Source organism: Mucilaginibacter sp. (genome assembly GCF_964263795.1).
Lineage (GTDB): Bacteria > Bacteroidota > Bacteroidia > Sphingobacteriales > Sphingobacteriaceae > Mucilaginibacter.
The window spans coordinates 47,221-65,572 of sequence record NZ_CAXVWK010000093.1 but is presented as its reverse complement, the minus strand read 5'-3'; the positions used below and the strand labels follow the sequence as shown (position 1 = coordinate 65,572).

The window sequence follows — 18,352 nt, the reverse complement described above, 5'->3', positions numbered from 1 at the left end:
CGCCAGGGTAAGATAGACGTGATAGACGGACAGTTTGATAAAACTACCGGCGCCATCACGGTTAGGGCAAGCTTCTCTAATCCCCAGGGCTTACTAAGATCAGGAAACACCGGTAAGGTGCGCCTGAGCCTGCAACATGTTAACGCATTGATCATCCCGGAATCTGCCACTATCGAAATGCAGGACAAAACCTTTGTGTTTGCCCTTGCGGATAGCAACAAGGTGAAAAAAGTTCCTATCAGCATTGTAGGTAAAAGTGGCACCAACTACCTGGTAAGCGATGGTGTTAAAGCCGGCGACCAGATTGTATTGAGCGGCATCGACCACTTGCAGGAAGGTACCGTTATTGCACCGCAAAAATCTGTTGATAAAGCAGGCGCCGTAGCAAAAAACTAAGGGAATCATCCCCTACCCCCCTCTCAAACGAGAGGGGGCTTAAAAGACAAGATCGCAACCCTGATTTGCCTTAAAAAAGGCGGAAACGGGGAAACTCATATCAAAAAACAAAAATCATGTTTCAAAAATTCATTGAAAGGCCGGTACTATCCACCGTTATCTCCATACTACTGGTGATCGTAGGTGTGCTTGGCTTAACCAGGTTGCCTTTACAGCAATTTCCGGATATTGCCCCGCCTGCCGTTTTAGTAACGGCTGTGTACCCCGGTGCTAATGCCGAGACCGTGCTGCGCTCCGTAGCACCATCGTTAGAAGAATCAATAAACGGTGTAGAGAATATGAGCTACATGAGCTCGACCGCCAGCAACGACGGATCTTTAGCCATTACCGTTTACTTTAAACAGGGCACCAACCCCGATCAGGCTGCCGTTAACGTACAAAACCGTGTTACACAGGCCACTAGTCAATTACCTGCCGAGGTAGTTCAGCAAGGTGTTACGACTACTAAACAGCAAAACAGCCTTATCGGTGCCGTTGGTATGTACACCGAAGACCCTAAAAAATACGACCAGACTTTTGTGGCTAATTACGCGCAGATCAATATCATCCCCGAAATTAAACGTATCCCCGGTATTGGGTCGGCCGTGATATTTGGTGGTGTTAAGGATTACAGCATGCGTATTTGGTTAAACCCTACCCAAATGGCCGCCTACAAAATTACCCCTGCCGAAGTTATGGGTGCCATACAGGATAAAAACCTGGAAGCTGCCCCCGGTAAATTAGGCGAGCGCAGCAAGGAAGTGTTTGAGTACGTTATAAAATACAAAGGTAAACTTACCAAGCCCGAAGAATATGGCAACATAGCTATTCGCGCCAATTCAGATGGATCCGTACTGCACCTTAAAGATGTAGCCCGTGTAGAGCTGGGCGCTTACTCATATAGTAGTGTAACCCACTTGAACGGTAAAGATGGTATAGCCATTGGTTTAATACAACTGGCAGGATCTAACGCTAACGAAATTCAGTTAGCCGTAGATAAGGTAATGGAAAAAGCCGCTAAGGATTTCCCGGCAGGTGTTAAGTGGAACCAATTTTACCGCACAAAAACCGCGTTGGATGAATCGATATCGCAGGTACAGCATACGCTGATAGAAGCGTTCATACTGGTGTTTATCGTAGTGTTTATCTTCCTTCAGGATTTCCGATCAACACTTATCCCGGCCATTGCCGTGCCGGTAGCTATTTTGGGTACTTTCTTTTTCATGAATCTGTTTGGCTTTAGCATTAACCTGCTTACCATGTTTGCACTGGTGCTGGCCATCGGTATTGTGGTGGATGATGCCATTGTTGTGGTGGAGGCCGTGCACGCCAAGATGGAGCACGAACACCTGGGACCAAAGGTTGCAACCACCAAGGCCATGCATGAAATTACCGGCGCTATCATCTCTATTACCCTGGTAATGGCGGCAGTGTTTTTACCGGTTGGTTTCATGAGCGGCTCTACCGGGATTTTTTACCGGCAATTCGCGTTCACTATGTCGATAGCCATTGTGATATCGGCAGTAAACGCGTTAACGCTTAGCCCGGCCCTGGCAGCATTGTTCCTGAAAAGTAACCATGTTACCAAAGACGGTGAAATAGCCCCTAAGAAAACATTCGTTCAAAAATTCAATGCTGGCTTTAACAGCAGCTTTAACACCTTAACTGAAAGGTATATTGGCGGCGTAAAATTCCTGGTAAAAAATAAATGGATAAGCATGGGTGGTTTGGCACTGATAACCGGTGCTACCGTTTACCTGGTTACCACAACTAAATCGGGATTTATCCCAACCGAAGATCAGGGCTTTGTGGCCATATCGGTATCTACCCCATCAGGTACATCGCTTGATGGTACAACAAAGATCCTGAACGACGCCGAAGCTAAACTGCGGGCCCTGCCATCGGCAAGGTTTGTTACCGCTATATCGGGCTTCAACTTGTTAACTAACTCCAGCAGCCCATCATCGGCCGTAGTATTTGTACTGCTTAAACCGAATGAAGATCGCGGCGAAGTAAAGGACATTAATGCCATACAGGATGCCATCCGCGGGCAGTTAGGTGCTATAACCGGCGGAACTTTCTTTGTATTCAGTTTCCCTACCGTACCTGGCTTTAGTAATGTAGAGGCGCTTGATATGGTGTTGCAGGATAAAACCGGCGGTACGCTGGACAAATTTAGCGGCGTAGCCAACAATTTTATTGGCAAGCTGATGGCTAAACCGGCTATTGCCTATGCCTTTACCTCTTTTAAAGCAGATTATCCGCAGTTACAGTTAGAGGTTGACGATGAGAAAGCCAACCAGCTGGGTGTAAATGTTAAAGACATCCTGCAAACTATGCAGGCCTATTTCGGGAGCGCCCAGGCATCAGATTTTAACCGCTTTGGTAAATACTACCGCGTGGTGGTACAGGCTGATATTGCCGACCGTACCGACCCTGCATCTATCGACCGTGTATTTGTGAAGAATAAAACCGGCGAGATGGTTCCGATCAATACATTGGTTAAACTAACCCGTGTATATGGTTCAGAAACCGCATCGCGCTATAACTTGTTTAACTCTATCCAGATAAACGCTATTCCAAAACCGGGCTACAGCTCGGGCGATGCCATCAAGGCTATCCAGGAAACGGCGCAGGAGCAGCTGCCTTCAGGCTTTGCTTATGAATTCTCGGGCCAAACGCGTGAGGAGATCTCATCGGGCGGGCAATCGGCTATTGTGTTTATGCTGTGTTTGGTTTTCGTTTACTTCCTGCTATCTGCACAGTACGAGAGCTACATCCTGCCGCTGGCCGTTATCCTGTCGATCCCTACCGGTATCTTTGGTGTATTTGTGGTATTGGGCTTAACCGGTATCGAAAATAACATTTATGTACAGGTGGCTTTGATCATGCTTATCGGTTTGCTGGCCAAGAATGCTATCCTGATCATCGAATTTGCGGTACAAAAACGCAAAGCCGGGATGGGTTTGGTCGAATCGGCATTAGAGGCATCGCGCTTAAGGCTGCGCCCTATTATCATGACGTCACTTGCATTCGTGTTCGGGTTATTCCCAATGAGTATTGCAACCGGCCCGTCTGCACAGGGTAACCACTCCATTAGTATCGGTGCTGCGGGTGGTATGGTGTCTGGTGTGCTTATCGGTTTGTTTATGATCCCCGTGTTGTTTGTGATCTTCCAGCATTTGCAGGAAAAAATAAGCGGCGCGCCTATCAAACGCCAACTGGACGGCCATCAGGATGAAAAACATATCAATGAAATGGAGCCGGAGCTGAGCTAAGGCTAACCCGGCGATTAATAATATACATACCTTATTAAGTCCATCCTTTGGGATGAGACTTAAATAAGGCTCAACAAAAAATACAATGAAAAGATATATTAACACATTCGCTTTTATGCTGCTATTAGCATTAAGCGCGTGTAAAGTTTCTAAAGATATAAAGGCCCCCAAACCAGAGTTACCGGTGGCCTTTAGGAACGCGGCAACAACCGGAGATACCACCAGCATTGCCGATATGAAATGGAGAAGCTTTTTTACGGAAGCTACTTTGCAAAAACTCATAGACAGCGCTATCCAAAAAAATTACGACATGCAAATTGCCGTAAAGAATATTGAGCAATCGCAACTGCTGTTTAAACAGGTTAAATGGAATTATGTACCAACAGTAAGCGCCGGGGTAACAGCCAACATCAACCGCCCGTCAGACAATAGCCTGAATGGCTTAAGCCTTAACCAGTTTATCGGCAGCAAGCACATTGAGGATTATAACGCCAATCTTTCCCTATCATGGGAGGCGGATATCTGGGGCAAGATACGTAACCAGAGCAAAAGCGCACTGGCTACCTATCTGCAAACCAATGAGGCTAAAAAACTGATCCAAACAAATATCGTAGCCGGCGTATCACAAGGTTATTATAATTTGCTGATGCTGGATGCACAGCTAAAGATAGCCCAACGCAATGTAAAATTAAACGACAGTACCTTGCGCATCATCCGCCTGCAATATGATGCCGGGCAGGTTACCCTGTTGGCTGTACAGCAAGCTGATGCACAACGCTTAGCCGCAGCACAACTGGTGCCGCAATTTGAACAGAATATTGCCGTGCAGGAAAACGCCCTGCGCATCCTGGCAGGATCGCTGCCAGACAGGATTGAGCGCAGCGGCACGCTTGACGAGCTGACCGTGCCGACAAACCTTTCTGCTGGTTTACCATCGGCAGTGGTAAGCCGCCGCCCGGATGTACGTTCGGCCGAGCTGGAGCTCATCATCGCTAACAGCCGTGTAGGCATTGCCAAGGCGGATATGTATCCTGCGTTGCGCATTTCGGCGCAGGGCGGTGTAAACTCATTCCGGGCAAGCAACTGGTTCAACATCCCGGCATCGTTGTTCGGTGTTGTATCGGGTAGTATCATTCAGCCTTTGCTTGACCGTAAACGCCTGAGCACAACATACAAAGTAGCCCAGGTAGAACGCGAAAAAAATGTGCTGCAGTTCAGGCAGTCGGTATTGAACGCTGTTGGCGAGGTATCTGATGCGCTGGTGCGGATAGATAAACTGAAGGACGAGCAAGCTATTGCTGCCAACAGGGTAAACACGCTGCAAAAAGCAACGGGTAATGCCAACCTGTTATTCAAAAATGGCATGGCTAATTATCTGGAAGTAATTACTGCCCAGGGTAATGTGCTGCAAAGCGAACTGGAACTGGTAGCGATTAAACGTGCGCAGCTAAGCGCCGTAAGCGATCTTTACCGCTCGTTAGGCGGGGGTTGGAATTAATTTTGGTGAGTTTGTAATTTAATTACGACCACTCCTGCCAAAGCCGTCTCTTGTAAAAGGGGCGGCTTTTTTTTAAGCCGTTTTATGTCACTGATGCGCCTATTACTTTGTCATGATGAGCTTGTCGAACCATGACCACCAACAACATAATTACCTACCCGACGCCCACACAATAGCGTTGCTTACCAGCCGTGTATATGCTGGATTGTCAAACAATTTAGGTGAATGGCCCATAAAGATGTAAACGTTGCGTGCTTTAACGTGTTCGTTAGTCCACACTACCGGGTGATCGCCCATTTTGATATCTGTTTTAGGTTCATAGCTGTTTTCATCCACGCTTGCCAGCACATGTACATTTGGGCGGGAGCTTTTGTCATAAGTATACCACTCCTCCTGCTTCACCATAAACGGTGTGGGTACACCGCGCATTACCGGGTGCTGTTTATCCTCCACGTTTACGCTGCCCTGCACAAAAGTAGCTATATAGTTTTTATAGGTAATGCCGCCCATAAAGCCGGAGAACCACTGCCACATCGGGTATCCGTCAAATTCCCCCAACAGGGTAGCATGGTGAAAACCAATCCATCCGCCTTTGCCTTCTTCAATATACTTTTCGAACGCGGCGGATGCGGCAGGCTTCCAGCCGTAAGGCGGGTAATCCAACTGGATGAATAACCGATAACGGTTTAGGAAGGCCTCATTGATCTGATCGGTATTTTGTATGTAATCAATAGTAAAGCCCTTTTTTGCAGCTAACTGGTTCAACCATACTTTTGCGCGTTTGGAATACGCCATATGGTGCCCGCCATTCTCATAAAGTGCCAGTACCCTATAAGCAGGCTTTTTTGTTTGGGCCGATGCAGCCATGCCGAGGCAAATAAGCAGGATAACGAACAGGTTTTTCATAGCGTTGTGGATTGTAATTTCAAATATGGTTAATCGCACGGTAAAAGCGCCTGTTATAACGCATTTTTTCTTATGCATATGCTTAAGATTTTAAACATTTGCCCCTTTCGATAACGGGCAAATCATGTTAACCCACGTTTTTCATAAACATTTGATTAACAATTATTTAAGAAAAAATTAGCGAAAAAGTGTAAACCTTTGTTAATAGTTGTACACTTTTTTAAAGGCCATCCCGACCGGTAGATTGGCTTCTTTTACTCCGCAAAGAAAGGCGTTCACTTTACATTTACCGTTTGGCCGATTATATAGAAAGGATCGAACGCGGGTAGCCTGAGTCTGGGTGAGTTGACGGCAACAGTTCTGAGTTACCCGCTTTTCTTACCTTTGCCGCAATGGATTATTTTAAGGACCTGCTTGACCTGCTCCGGATTGAACGTGATGAGGACCGTAACGCCTACCTGAAACTGACCCAAAGCACCTCGGTTGCCGACCGCCGCGCCGCCGGGATCACCTGGTATCCTATAGCCATTCGCGGCAGCGAGCCAAGCCGGGGCGATTACCTAACAGTAGAGATGGAACGAACCACTCACAAGGACCTTGCGCACCAGTTTAGGTTTGGGGTGCCTGCCGTATTGTTCTCTAACCACGACGCAGGCACCGACCGTGTAGAAGGAACCATTGCCTACCTGGGCGGCGACCGTTTGAAACTTACCCTTTTTACAGATGAACTCCCTGATTGGAGCCGGGACGGCAAATTGGGCGTGGAACTACTTTTTGATAATAATAGCTATGACGAGATGCAGGCCGCCCTTAAAACGGCTGCAGCGTTAAAAGATAAACCGGATGGTAAGCTTATCCGGATATTAACCGGCGAGGCCGAGCCGGGCTTTGCTGATGCCGACTATAGCCGGCCGTTCCCTACATTGAACCCATCGCAAACTGCGGCGGCGCTGCAGATCTTGTCGGCAAATGAACTGGCGATTGTGCACGGGCCGCCCGGAACGGGTAAAACTACTACCCTAGTACAAGCTATTAAAGGGCTTATTAAAAAAAACGGCAAACAGATCTTGGTGGTCGCACCCAGCAACACCGCGGTTGACCTGCTAAGCGAAAAACTTGCTGCCGAGGGGCTCAACGTACTGCGCATAGGCAACCCGGCTCGCGTATCAGAAAAGCTGTCGTCCTTAACGCTGGACAGCCAGATGGGCCAGCATAAATACACCCGCGACATTAAAGAAATGAAGAAACAAGCCGCGGGGTACAAAAACATGGCGCACCAGTATAAACGAAGTTTCGGTAAAGCGGAACGAGACCAGCGCAAGGCCCTATTCGACGAGGCGCACCGCATCATGAAAGATGTTGCCAAAACCGAGCAGTTCATTATAGACGACCTGGTAGCTAAAGCACAGATAGTTACGGCAACACTGGTAGGCAGCAACCATTATACTATCCGCGATGTAAAGTTTGATACGGTGGTTATTGACGAAGCAGGCCAGGCACTTGAACCTGCCTGCTGGATCCCCATTCTGAAAGCGCAAAAGCTTATTATGGCAGGCGACCACCTGCAACTGCCGCCAACAATAAAATCTGACAAGGCCGCAAAAGCGGGGCTGGCCACTACCCTGCTTGAAAAATGTGCTGCAAAGCACCCGCAGGCGGTAACCCTGCTGGACGAGCAATACCGCATGAACGAAGCGATCATGGGCTTTTCTTCTAAAGAATTTTATGGCAGTAAGTTAAAGGCGCATGCTTCAGTGGCCAGGCAGCTGCTGTTTGCTGATGATACCCCTATGAGCTTTATAGACACGGCCGGTTGCGGCTTCGATGAGAAGTTAGAGGGCACCAGCTCAACCAATCCAGAAGAGGCTGCCTTCCTGTTCAAACACCTTAACCAACTGGTAGAAAGCATTACTACTTCGGGAATAGCATTCCCTTCGATAGCGATCATATCGCCATACAAAGGGCAGATCAGGATATTAAAAGAATTTTTTGAAGCATCTGAATTGTCACAGCATGCTGCCATGATCACAGTAAATACTGTCGACAGCTTTCAGGGGCAGGAAAGGGATGTGGTGTATATTAGTATGACGCGCAGTAATCCGGAAGGTGAGATTGGCTTCCTGGCAGATATCCGCCGGATGAACGTAGCGATGACAAGGGCAAGAAAAAAATTGGTCATAATTGGTGATAGTTCAACCATTACCCGCCTGGCATTTTACGCGGATATGGTTGCCTACGCCGAGCAAGCCGGCGGCTATCAGAGTGCGTGGGAGTATTTAAACTAATACTCCCGTTTATGAGGCGCGTTTTAAAACGTGCAGGTGGCCTGTTTCTTTCTTAAGCTCGCGGCTTACAGACGGAACATTTTTGGAACCGTATTTCTCTTTCAGCTTTTTGAATATTTCAAAGCTAAATGCATCGCCCATAGGCAAATTATATTTTTCTATAGAAGTGGGATGCAACTGCAATTTCTCAGCATTCACCTTAAGGTCCATGTGGTTAATATGTGTAATGCCTGTTTCCAGGTCTGTATCAAACACAACAAACGTGTCAATTAATCTGCCTGCCTCGTCGGTGTAAATCACCGTTTCATTTTCATTAAACCGTTTCATAATATTAATTATAGTTAATAAACATCGTCATAATTAAAATGTTTGGGCTCGGTTTGGAATTTCTGTGGGATTTTGTTTTGTATCGTAATTATTACGTGTGCTAACATTTATTTTAACTGAAACATGACATATCTAAATTTTTAATCAGATGTTTTTTTAGAATTTTGTACGTTATTACTTTATCAAAAAATACACCGGGCAGGCCTTGAAGGGAACTACTAATTTTACTCCGTTAAATGATGACGAACTTATCGGTTTGCTTCAGCAGGATAAGTTAGGTGCGTTCAGGGAAATCTACACCCGTTACTGGAAACCGCTATTCGCTGAGGCTTATAAACGTCTCAAAAACAAAGAAATGGCCGAAGAGATTGTTCAGGAATTGTTCACCGCCCTTTGGCACAAGCGGGCTAGCCTTACTATCCGCAGCACTTTAAGCGGCTACCTTTTTACCAGTGTAGCCAACCTGGTTATTGATCAGTTTAGGAAAAACATGGTGCGCGAGCGTTACAAGGAATCGTTTAAGCTGGTTTACTCGGAAACTGATAATTCTACGGAAAACGCCCTGTTGGTTAAAGAACTGGAGCAAACTATAGAGCAGGAGGTAAACACACTGCCCGATAAATGCCGTTCGGTTTTTGAACTAAGCCGTGTTGAACACAAAACCAACAAAGAGATTGCTTACGAATTGGGCATATCCGAAAAAACAGTTGAGCACCATATTACCAAAGCGCTGAAACACATCCGCCTTGGCCTGGGCCATTATTTGTCGCTCATTGCGGTTCTGTTGTTGAAGTAATTATTGTTTAATATAGTGCAGCGCAACGCATCCGGATTTAAGGATCTTTGTATCTACAAGTTCCAATCTTTCTATCTCATCCATATCAAAGCCTTCAAGCAGCCTTGGGCCGGAACCGGCGAGTACGGGGTGTATCACAAAATAAAATTCATCTATCAAGCCGAGTTTAATTAGTTGCGACCGCAGGCTAACGCCGCCGATTGATATTTTCTTGCCCGGTTGCTCTTTTAATTTACGCACCTCCGCCTCCAAGTTTCCGCGGAGAATGCGTGGACCACCATCAAATTCTTCCATCGTTGTAGAAAACACAATAGTATCAATAACAGAAACGGTATCAGCATACTCATTCGCCGCCTTTGTACCTGATTGATTTTTGGCAATATCGGGCCAATGCGGCACCATCAGTTCGTACATTTTGCGGCCTGTAACCGTTTGGTCAACATCCTTCATCAGATCTGTAAAGTAATCCAGCAATTCGTCATCGCCGTTAAATCTCGTATGATCATAGCACCCGTCTATGCTGATGTTCATGGCGCAAATGGTATTTCTCATTTTGTCTGTTATTATATTTCGGATTGATCAAAAATACGTTATCGCTCCAATAAATGGAGGGCTGATTACGACAAATGAGCGGGTTATATCAGCCATGTAGTTTAGGTTACAATAAATTAAAGTTGACTTTCTGAAGTAAAGCGCGCGGGTATTTGGTTCAATGCGAAGCCCTGCACTATAATAAATAAAAACTTGTGATTCTACCGCCGTCTTTCCGTAGCAACGCGGTATGCCGGGTCGTCGATAATATTTACCACTATTAATCCCTCCGCATTTTTAAGCAGTGTTCGGCAATCATTGCTCAGATATTTCAAATGGAGTTTCTTACCCGCCTGGTGGTAACGTTCGGTTAATTTGTTTAAAGCGTCGATGCCGGACATGTCTGAAACGCGGCTGTCCCTAAAATCGATCACCACTGTTTCAGGATCATTTGTCACATCAAACTTTTCGTTAAACGCCGCTACCGACCCAAAGAACAACGGGCCGAAGATCTCGTAATGCTTCACGCCATCATCATCTAAGTATTTGCGCGCACGGATGCGTTTGGCACTTTCCCAGGCAAAAACCAATGCCGATATAATAACGCCCACTAAAACAGCCAGGGCAAGGTTATGCAGCCAAATAGTGATGAGGGCGACAATTATCCCTACAAAAACATCCTGTCGGGGCATCTTATTAATAATGCGGAAGCTTATCCACTCAAAAGTACCTATCGCAACCATAAACATTACCCCGGTTAAGGCAGCCATGGGCACCCGCTCAATAACAGGCGCCCCAATGAGGATAATAAGCAGGATAGTGAGCGATGCTATGATTCCCGAGAGCCGGGCCCTTGCGCCTGCAGAAAGGTTGACCAACGTTTGCGCGATCATTGGGCAGCCACCCATGCCAAAGAAAAAACCGTTGAGGATATTTGCACCGCCCTGCGCTATGGCCTCGCGGTTGCCGTTGCCGCGTGTAGCCGTAATTTCGTCCACAAGGTTTAAGGTTAGCAGCCCTTCAGTTAACCCGACACCCGCCATGATAAGCGCATATGGAAATATGATCTTAAACGTATCCAGGTTAAACGGCACCGCCGGGATATGGAAAGGTGGGAATCCACCGCTAACAGCTGCAATATCGCCAACAGTTTTAGTGTGGATGCCAAAACCCATCACGATAAAAAACACAACAATAATGGCCACCAACGATGGCGGGACCGCTTTTGTAAAGCGCGGAACCAATACTACTATCGCGATTGTAAGGGCAACCAGGCCGGCCATAGTATATAGTGCCTGGCCGGATAGCCAGGCCTCGTGCCCGCCAACAACAGTTTTAAATTGCAAAAGTTGCGCCATAAATATTACTACCGCCAGTCCGTTAACAAAGCCATACATTACCGGTTGTGGCACCAGGCGCACAAACTTGCCTAATTTAAACAAGCCAACCAATATTTGAATTACCCCGGCCAGGGCCACGGCTGCAAATACATAATCCAATCCGTTGGATTTCATGAGCGCAATGAGCACTATAACGGTTGCACCTGCACCACCGGATACCAGCCCGGGCCGGCCGCCAAAAATGGACGTAACAAGCCCCATCATAAACGCAGCGTATAACCCTACAAGAGGCGGGAAGCCGGCTAAAATTGCGAACGAAAGGGATTCGGGCATCATGGTCATGGCAACCGTTAACCCGGCCAGTATCTCGTTCTTATAATTGATCTTTTGCGAAAAGTCGAACAAGTTAAAGTAAGCCTTCATAATAGGTCATGTGCAGTGCTTATCATTTCAATGCGGTGTAAAGCAATTGATGACCTTTTGCATTACGGCAAAATTACCAAAAAACATTACTTGCCAAACTATATGCTCAATGACAATTAATACCACACCCTAGTCATAAATTTTATTGATTGAATATCAATGGTTTAAAAAAACAAGCGGAAATATGGAAACTTTTTTCATTTCATAGTAAGGGTTACGGCCCGGCAGCACGTCATTGTATTTATAAACCGAACTATACTTTACTCATTTCATGAAGAAACCTATACCCGTTGAGTTACTGGAAAAGTATTTGAGTGGGAATTGTTCTCCAGCAGAATCTGCACAGGTACAGGAATGGTATGCATCTTTTGGGCAACACCCTAATTACATTGATGCCTTAACTGAAGATGAGCAACAGACGTTGGAGGCTAATCTGTATAACCGCATCCTGGAGAACATCGGCAAATCCGAAGAAGCCCCGGTTTATAACATTACCCGTAGTAAAAATAGCCTTTGGTATAAAATTGCAGGTGCCGCAGCGGTAGCTTTAATCGCCACAGGTTTGTACATCTTTAATAGGCCGGCAGAAGCGCCGAAGGAGACAGCACAGATTGTAGCCGCTCAAATTATCACAGTTGCCAACGGCTCCAACCATATTACAAAAACCATTCTGCCTGATAGCAGCGTGGTATGGCTGAGTCCGCGGGCTACGCTGAAGTACCCTGCTGCATTTGCAAAGGCATCCCGTATGGTGGGCCTTACCGGTGAGGCGTTTTTCGAAGTGACTAAAAACCCCCAGCGGCCGTTCATTATTACCGGCCGTACTATTATTACCAAAGTTTGGGGTACCAGCTTTTTAGTGCGGGATAATGAAGCAAGCCATACGGCTGATGTATCGGTAGTTAGCGGCAAAGTATCAGTAAGTGTTAAAAAAGCGGCTAACGGAAACTTGCTGGCCATTAATAAAGATGAGGTGATATTATACCCTCAGCAAAAAGTTACCTATTTAACTGATGCAAAGGTTTTGAAACCCGAAAGCATTGCCAAAAATACTGAGCTGAAAAAATGGAAGCATGTTGACTTATATTTTGACAATAAGCCTTTAAAAGATATTGTACCAACGCTGAACGCTACCTATAATGTAAATATCAGGGTAAGCAACGAAAAGCTTAACCACTACATGCTGAATGCAGATTTCAGCGGGCTAAACCTGCCCGACGTATTAGAAGCCTTGAGCAAAGCCCTCAATATTGATTACGCCATCAGAAATAATATAATCGAATTAAATAAACCAGTTAATTAACCAAATCCTAAGTATGAAGAGTAAAAAACAGACATAGCCGCCCGGGTGAGGCCCAACAGCCCGAAATAAAAAAGCTTAGAAGTGTTACGAGCACTCCTAAGCCTAAAGTAGCCCATTTGCAAACAACACCAATTTAGTGGTGAGGGGGCGTTAATTGTTCCATTTTTTCAAAAGAAACAAATCAAATATAATGAAATTTCATTTACGAAACCCTATTCCCTGGTATCAGATCATGAGGATAACATTTATACAGCTCTTCCTTTCGGCAGTATTGAGCAGCATGGCCTACTCAAGCACAACCAACGCTCAAAGCGTGTTGGATAAGAAAGTAAGCATGTCTTTAAACAACACATCTTTACAGAATGTGTTAAACTACCTGCAAAAAAACGATAACGTTAGGTTTATCTACAGCAATAGCGCTATCAACGTAAACCAGCAAGTATCTGTTAACGCTGATAACCTTTCTTTAAAAACCGTGCTTGACCAGGTTTTGAAAACCAACGGCATTAGCTATGAGGTACTAAAAGACCGTATTATCTTAGGCAGAATGGCAGGTACACCAGCGCCCGTTACCGCTACTACTAAACAAGCTGCAGTAGCTACTCCTATCACCGGTAAGGTGGTTGACCAAACCGGCCAAACCGTTATCGGCGCCAGCGTATTGGAAAAAGGCACCAGCAACGGAACCACTACCGATATCAATGGTAATTTCAAACTTAACGTTGCTGGCCCTAACTCTGTATTGGTTATTGCCTACATTGGTTTTAACAGCCAGGAAATAACAGTTGGCAGCCAAACAGCTTTTAGCGTTACCCTGGTTGAGAACGTTAAAAATTTAAACGAAGTTGTAGTGGTTGGTTACGGCACGCAAAAACGCGGCAGTGTAACCGGCGCCATCAGCAGTGTTAAAGCAAGCGACCTGCAAGATCAGCAGCTAACCCGTGTAGATGATGCCCTGAAAGGCCGTACCGCAGGTGTTAGCGTTTTGCAAAGCTCTGGCGCGCCGGGTGCTGCACCAAGCGTACGTATCAGGGGTACCACATCTATCAACAACAGCAACCCGCTTTATGTAATTGACGGTGTTATTGTTGACGGTGGTTTAGACCTGGTTAACCCTAACGATGTAGAATCTATCGATGTGTTGAAAGATGCTGCGGCTTCTATCTACGGTTCGCGCGGATCTAACGGTGTGGTATTCATCACTACTAAAAAAGGTAAACAAGGCCCGGCCAGGGTTGCCTACAATGGCTACGTAGGCTGGCAGGCACCTGTTAGCAAAGTAAAACTGGCTAACGCAACCCAATATGCTACCCTGCGCAACCAGGCAATCACCAACGATGGCGGTAACGCTCCATTTGCCAACCCATCACAATTTGGTACCGGCACTAACTGGCAGGATCAAATCTTCAGTAACAGTGCTAAGATCCAGAACCACAACCTGGCCATTAGCGGCGCAAGCGATAAAACCACCTACTACACCTCATTTGGTTACTTAGATCAGGATGGTATCGTTGCTTCAGACATCTCCAATTACAAAAAGTTTACGTTTACCGTTAACACCAGCTACAAAGCAAAAAAATGGTTAACCATCGGCGAAAACTTTACTTATGCTTACACCAAAAACAAAAACAGCTTAAATACAAATAACCTGTTTGGTGGCCCGCTAAGTTCTGCACTTAACCTTGACCCTATTACGCCGGTTACAGTCTCAGACATCAATGGCCAGCCTAATGCATCAGTTTACAACGCGAATTCGGCCAACATCATCCGCAATGCACAAGGTTTACCTTACGGTATATCTAACTATGTATCGCAGGAAATTACTAACCCGCTTGCCTATGTACAAACGCAAAACGGCAATTATGGCTATGCAACCAACCTGTTGGGTAACGCCTTTGTTGAAGTTGAGCCTATCGCCGGTTTAAAGCTGCGTTCACAGATCAGCGCAAAGCAATCATACTACGGCAGCGAGTCGTTTAACCCGTTGTTCTATTTAAACTCAAGCACAAGCAATTTGTCAAACACCTCGTTCTACCGTGAAAACGACAGGAACCTGTCATGGAACATTGATAATACAGCTACTTATACCCGTGCTTTTGGTAAACACAACTTTACCGCTTTAATTGGTACAAGTGCACAAAAACAAAGCGGATCGGGCATTGCCGGTACGTTTGTAGGATTACCTGTAAATACTTTTGCAGAGGCATCTGCTAACTACGCTTTAGCTAACGCTAATAAGATTGCAAACGGTTTTGATAATCAGCCATACACCCTGGCATCTACCTTCGCAAGGTTAACTTACGATTACGATGGCAAATGGTTATTCACCGGCATTATCCGTCGTGATGGTTCATCCAAATTTGGTAGCAACAACGTATACGGTATCTTCCCTTCAGGGCAGGTGGGTTATGTTGTATCTAAAGAAAGCTGGTTCCCGCAAAATACTTTTGTAGACTACTTTAAATTACGTGGAAGCTACGGTGTTGTAGGTAACGAAATGTCGTTAAATCCATTCCAATATACCGCGACTATTGGTAGTGGACGTAACTACATTTTCGGTGCCGATGGTTTAGTGGTAGGTTACAGCCCTAACGCCCCATCTAACCCGGACTTGAAATGGGAAGAAACACGTAGTGCGAACATCGGTTTTGATGCAACATTATTTAACAACTTAACCGTTACGTTTGATATTTACCGCAAGCTTACCAAAGGTATGTTGCAAACCGTACAGTTACCGGCTTACGCAGGTTTCGCTGGTCAGCCATCTGCCAACATTGGCGATATGGAAAACAAAGGTGTTGAGTTAAATTTAGGCTATAACAACAAAATAGGCGATTTTAGCTACAACATCGGTGGTAACATATCTTACAACCACAACGAGGTTACTTACCTGGGCAGCCAGATCAACTTCTTTACTGTTGGTAGTGTACAAAGCTCTAACTATGAAATTGGCCGTACAGCAGTTGGCCAGCCGGTTGGTGCTTTCTATGGTTTCCAGGAAATGGGCACTTTTAAATCACAGGCCGAGGTTAACTCTTATACCAACTCAACCGGCAGCTTAATACAGCCAAACGCAAAACCGGGTGATTTTAAATGGCAGGATGTTAACGGCGACGGCAAAATTGATGCTAACGACCGTAAATACTTAGGCAGCCCGCTGCCAACATTTACCTATGGTGTTAACTTTGGTGCCAACTACAAAAACTTCGATCTGCGCGTATTTGGCCAGGGAGTTTGGGGTAACAAAATTTACCAGGCTTACCGCAGGTTAGATATTGCATCAGCCAACTACCCAATCGAAGCATTGAATGCATGGACGCCGACAAACGCGGGCAGCAATTACCCGCGTTTAACCGATGCAGATCCTAACAACAACTTCCGTAACCCGTCAAACTTTTACCTTCAAAACGGCGCATATTTCCGCATCAAAACTTTGCAATTAGGTTACAGCCTGCCTAATATGTGGCTTAAAAAAGCTGATGTACAGCGCGCCCGTATTTTCTTAAGTGCTAATAACCTGGCTACCATTACCGGTTACAAAGGTTACGATCCGGAAATTGGCGGTAACGCTAACGGTGCAGTTGGTGTAGGTGGTATTGACATGGGTGTTTACCCGCAAGCCCGCACATTTATGGTTGGTTTAGATATTACATTATAACTCAAACACAAAATATCATGAAAAGAAGATATATAGCATACACAGGAGCCCTTGCCTTAGCTATAGGCGTAATGGCATCTTGTAAGAAATCATTCCTGGAGCTGACCCCTAACGGTCAGTTTCTGGAAAGCAATTATTACGCAAACCCTGCGCAGGCGCTTACCGCCCTGGTTGCCGCTTACGACCCGTTGGTTACTGAAACGGGCGGTTTGGACGGTACTTACACAGACCCACTTGGCCCGTTAAACTCAGGTTCTGACGATTGTTTTGCAGGTGGTGGTGGTTCATCGGACATTCCAGCCTGGCAGTCGTTTAATAACTATACCATGAGTGCCTCTACAGGTCCGCAGGGTGGTTTTTGGGCTATCAATTTCCAGGGTGTTAACCGTGCCGACGTATTGTTAGAGAAATTGCCTAACGTACCGGGCCTGGATGCTGCTACGTTAAAACGCTACACTGCCGAAGCAAAGTTTTTGCGTGCCCACTATTACTTTGACCTGGTTAGAATTTTTAAGAACGTTCCGTTGATATTAACCACTTTGCAAATCGCAGACGTGTACAAACAGCCGCAGGCTACGCCAGAGGCAGTTTACGCACAGGTTGAAGCTGATTTGACAGCGTCTATCAATGATCTGCCTACTACTGTGCCGGCTTCAGAAAATGGCCGTGTTACACAAGGTGCTGCTAAAGCACTACTGGGTAAAGTTTACTTATACGAAAAGAAATGGGCGCTTGCCGCATCAACTTTAGCGCAGGTGAACGGTACACCGGGTGGCACAAGCACTTATGGTTATAAATTGCAAGCCAAGTTCCCGGATATTTTCAGCCCGAAGAACAAGTTTAACAGCGAATCGATATTTGAGCTGGTACACTCGGGTTTGCAAAACTATACCTGGAGCAATTGGAACCAATTTAAAAGTAACGTTTACGTACAAATGGTTGGCCCGCGTAGCTATAGTGGCCCTACTTATTATGGTGGTGGTTACGGTTTTAACCCTATCACCCCACAATTGGTTGCTGCTATGAAAGGCGACCCGCGTTATCCTTACACTATCGCTAACATTGACAGCTTAACTAAGGCTAACAAAACCAGCTACAACGAAAGCTACCAGGGTACCGGTTACTACATTGAAAAATACGCGCCTAAAACCGCAAATATCGTAACTACCGGTTTAACAGACCTGAACTGGCCTAACGATTACATTGAGATCCGCCTGGCTGATACTTACCTGATGGAAGCAGAAGCTTTAGTACAAAGCGGCGGTGATGGTAACCGTGCTGCTGCATTATTAAACGCTGTGCGTGCCCGTGTTAAGCTACCTGCAACTACTGCAACATTAGCTAACATTTACAACGAGCGCCGTTTAGAGCTTGCTACCGAAGGCCACCGTTGGTTTGATTTGGTGCGCACCGGCCAGGCCCCTACCGCCTTAGCATTTAAAGGCTTTAAAGCCGGTACAAATGAGATCCTACCGATCCCGTTAACAGAAACCTTAAATGGTACTCAGGTTAAACAAAACCCGGGTTATTAATTTTATATTATTAAAAAGCTGCCGGGTCAACCGGCAGCTT

The 18,352-nt window shown here is 45.9% G+C and carries 12 protein-coding genes; 8 read left to right on the top strand and 4 right to left on the bottom strand.

Annotated features, from left to right (window positions below; genetic code table 11):
• The 3 genes from ACE5CV_RS15410 to ACE5CV_RS15400 all read left to right on the top strand — a co-directional run.
• Nucleotides 1-396, top strand: a 396-nt coding sequence (locus ACE5CV_RS15410) for an efflux RND transporter periplasmic adaptor subunit (RefSeq protein ID WP_374951084.1), incomplete at its 5' end; no start/stop codon positions are given.
• A gap of 116 nt (nt 397-512) precedes the next feature.
• The gene (locus ACE5CV_RS15405) at nt 513-3,713 is read left to right on the top strand and encodes an efflux RND transporter permease subunit (RefSeq protein WP_374951083.1); all 3,201 of its coding nucleotides are present in this window, start codon (nt 513-515) and stop codon (nt 3,711-3,713) included.
• An 85-nt stretch (nt 3,714-3,798) separates the two neighbouring features.
• A complete protein-coding gene (locus ACE5CV_RS15400) occupies nt 3,799-5,211 on the top strand; it encodes a TolC family protein (protein WP_374951082.1) in 1,413 nt (470 codons plus the stop codon).
• Nucleotides 5,212-5,361: 150 nt separating this feature from the next.
• Here ACE5CV_RS15400 and ACE5CV_RS15395 read toward each other — a convergent pair whose 3' ends face one another.
• The gene (locus ACE5CV_RS15395; protein ID WP_374951081.1) at nt 5,362-6,117 is read right to left on the bottom strand and encodes a ThuA domain-containing protein; all 756 of its coding nucleotides are present in this window, start codon (nt 6,115-6,117) and stop codon (nt 5,362-5,364) included.
• Between the two features lie 392 nt (nt 6,118-6,509).
• On the opposite strand from ACE5CV_RS15395, the gene ACE5CV_RS15390 reads away from it, so the two are divergent.
• Nucleotides 6,510-8,402, top strand: a complete 1,893-nt coding sequence (locus ACE5CV_RS15390; protein WP_374951080.1) for an AAA domain-containing protein — start codon at nt 6,510-6,512, stop codon at nt 8,400-8,402.
• 9 nt (nt 8,403-8,411) lie between these two features.
• On the opposite strand, the gene ACE5CV_RS15385 is transcribed toward ACE5CV_RS15390, so the two are convergent.
• Nucleotides 8,412-8,729, bottom strand: coding sequence for a hypothetical protein (locus tag ACE5CV_RS15385; RefSeq protein ID WP_374951079.1), 318 nt, complete (start codon nt 8,727-8,729; stop codon nt 8,412-8,414).
• 205 nt (nt 8,730-8,934) lie between these two features.
• Here ACE5CV_RS15385 and ACE5CV_RS15380 point away from each other — a divergent pair, with 205 nt between their 5' ends.
• Entirely contained in the window at nt 8,935-9,525 is a 591-nt protein-coding gene (locus tag ACE5CV_RS15380; RefSeq protein WP_374951078.1) for an RNA polymerase sigma-70 factor, read from the top strand.
• On the opposite strand, the gene ACE5CV_RS15375 is transcribed toward ACE5CV_RS15380, so the two are convergent.
• Together ACE5CV_RS15375 and ACE5CV_RS15370 are read right to left on the bottom strand one after the other, a co-directional pair.
• Complete coding sequence (locus tag ACE5CV_RS15375) at nt 9,526-10,077, bottom strand: dihydrofolate reductase family protein (RefSeq protein ID WP_374951077.1); 552 nt, start codon at nt 10,075-10,077, stop codon at nt 9,526-9,528.
• A gap of 200 nt (nt 10,078-10,277) precedes the next feature.
• Entirely contained in the window at nt 10,278-11,819 is a 1,542-nt protein-coding gene (locus tag ACE5CV_RS15370; RefSeq protein ID WP_374951076.1) for a SulP family inorganic anion transporter, read from the bottom strand.
• A gap of 271 nt (nt 11,820-12,090) precedes the next feature.
• On the opposite strand from ACE5CV_RS15370, the gene ACE5CV_RS15365 reads away from it, so the two are divergent.
• The 3 genes from ACE5CV_RS15365 to ACE5CV_RS15355 all read left to right on the top strand — a co-directional run bounded on the left by ACE5CV_RS15365 (nt 12,091) and on the right by ACE5CV_RS15355 (nt 18,312).
• Entirely contained in the window at nt 12,091-13,122 is a 1,032-nt protein-coding gene (locus ACE5CV_RS15365) for a FecR family protein (RefSeq protein ID WP_374951075.1), read from the top strand.
• Between the two features lie 190 nt (nt 13,123-13,312).
• Nucleotides 13,313-16,780 carry a TonB-dependent receptor gene (locus ACE5CV_RS15360; RefSeq protein WP_374951074.1) on the top strand — a complete coding sequence of 1,156 codons (3,468 nt, stop codon included), beginning with the start codon at nt 13,313-13,315 and terminating at the stop codon, nt 16,778-16,780.
• 17 nt (nt 16,781-16,797) lie between these two features.
• Entirely contained in the window at nt 16,798-18,312 is a 1,515-nt protein-coding gene (locus ACE5CV_RS15355; RefSeq protein ID WP_374951073.1) for a RagB/SusD family nutrient uptake outer membrane protein, read from the top strand.
• Nucleotides 18,313-18,352 lie beyond the last annotated feature (40 nt).

Bases quoted from the DNA above. Each gene is read 5' to 3' on its own strand.
- ACE5CV_RS15385 (WP_374951079.1), bottom strand. From the start codon at position 8,729: ATGAAACGGTTTAATGAAAATGAAACGGTGATTTACACCGACGAGGCA.
- ACE5CV_RS15370 (WP_374951076.1), bottom strand. From the start codon at position 11,819: ATGAAGGCTTACTTTAACTTGTTCGACTTTTCGCAAAAGATCAATTAT.
- ACE5CV_RS15360 (WP_374951074.1), top strand. From the start codon at position 13,313: ATGAAATTTCATTTACGAAACCCTATTCCCTGGTATCAGATCATGAGG.
- ACE5CV_RS15375 (WP_374951077.1), bottom strand. From the start codon at position 10,077: ATGAGAAATACCATTTGCGCCATGAACATCAGCATAGACGGGTGCTAT.
- ACE5CV_RS15365 (WP_374951075.1), top strand. From the start codon at position 12,091: ATGAAGAAACCTATACCCGTTGAGTTACTGGAAAAGTATTTGAGTGGG.
- ACE5CV_RS15395 (WP_374951081.1), bottom strand. From the start codon at position 6,117: ATGAAAAACCTGTTCGTTATCCTGCTTATTTGCCTCGGCATGGCTGCA.
- ACE5CV_RS15355 (WP_374951073.1), top strand. From the start codon at position 16,798: ATGAAAAGAAGATATATAGCATACACAGGAGCCCTTGCCTTAGCTATA.
- ACE5CV_RS15405 (WP_374951083.1), top strand. From the start codon at position 513: ATGTTTCAAAAATTCATTGAAAGGCCGGTACTATCCACCGTTATCTCC.
- ACE5CV_RS15400 (WP_374951082.1), top strand. From the start codon at position 3,799: ATGAAAAGATATATTAACACATTCGCTTTTATGCTGCTATTAGCATTA.
- ACE5CV_RS15390 (WP_374951080.1), top strand. From the start codon at position 6,510: ATGGATTATTTTAAGGACCTGCTTGACCTGCTCCGGATTGAACGTGAT.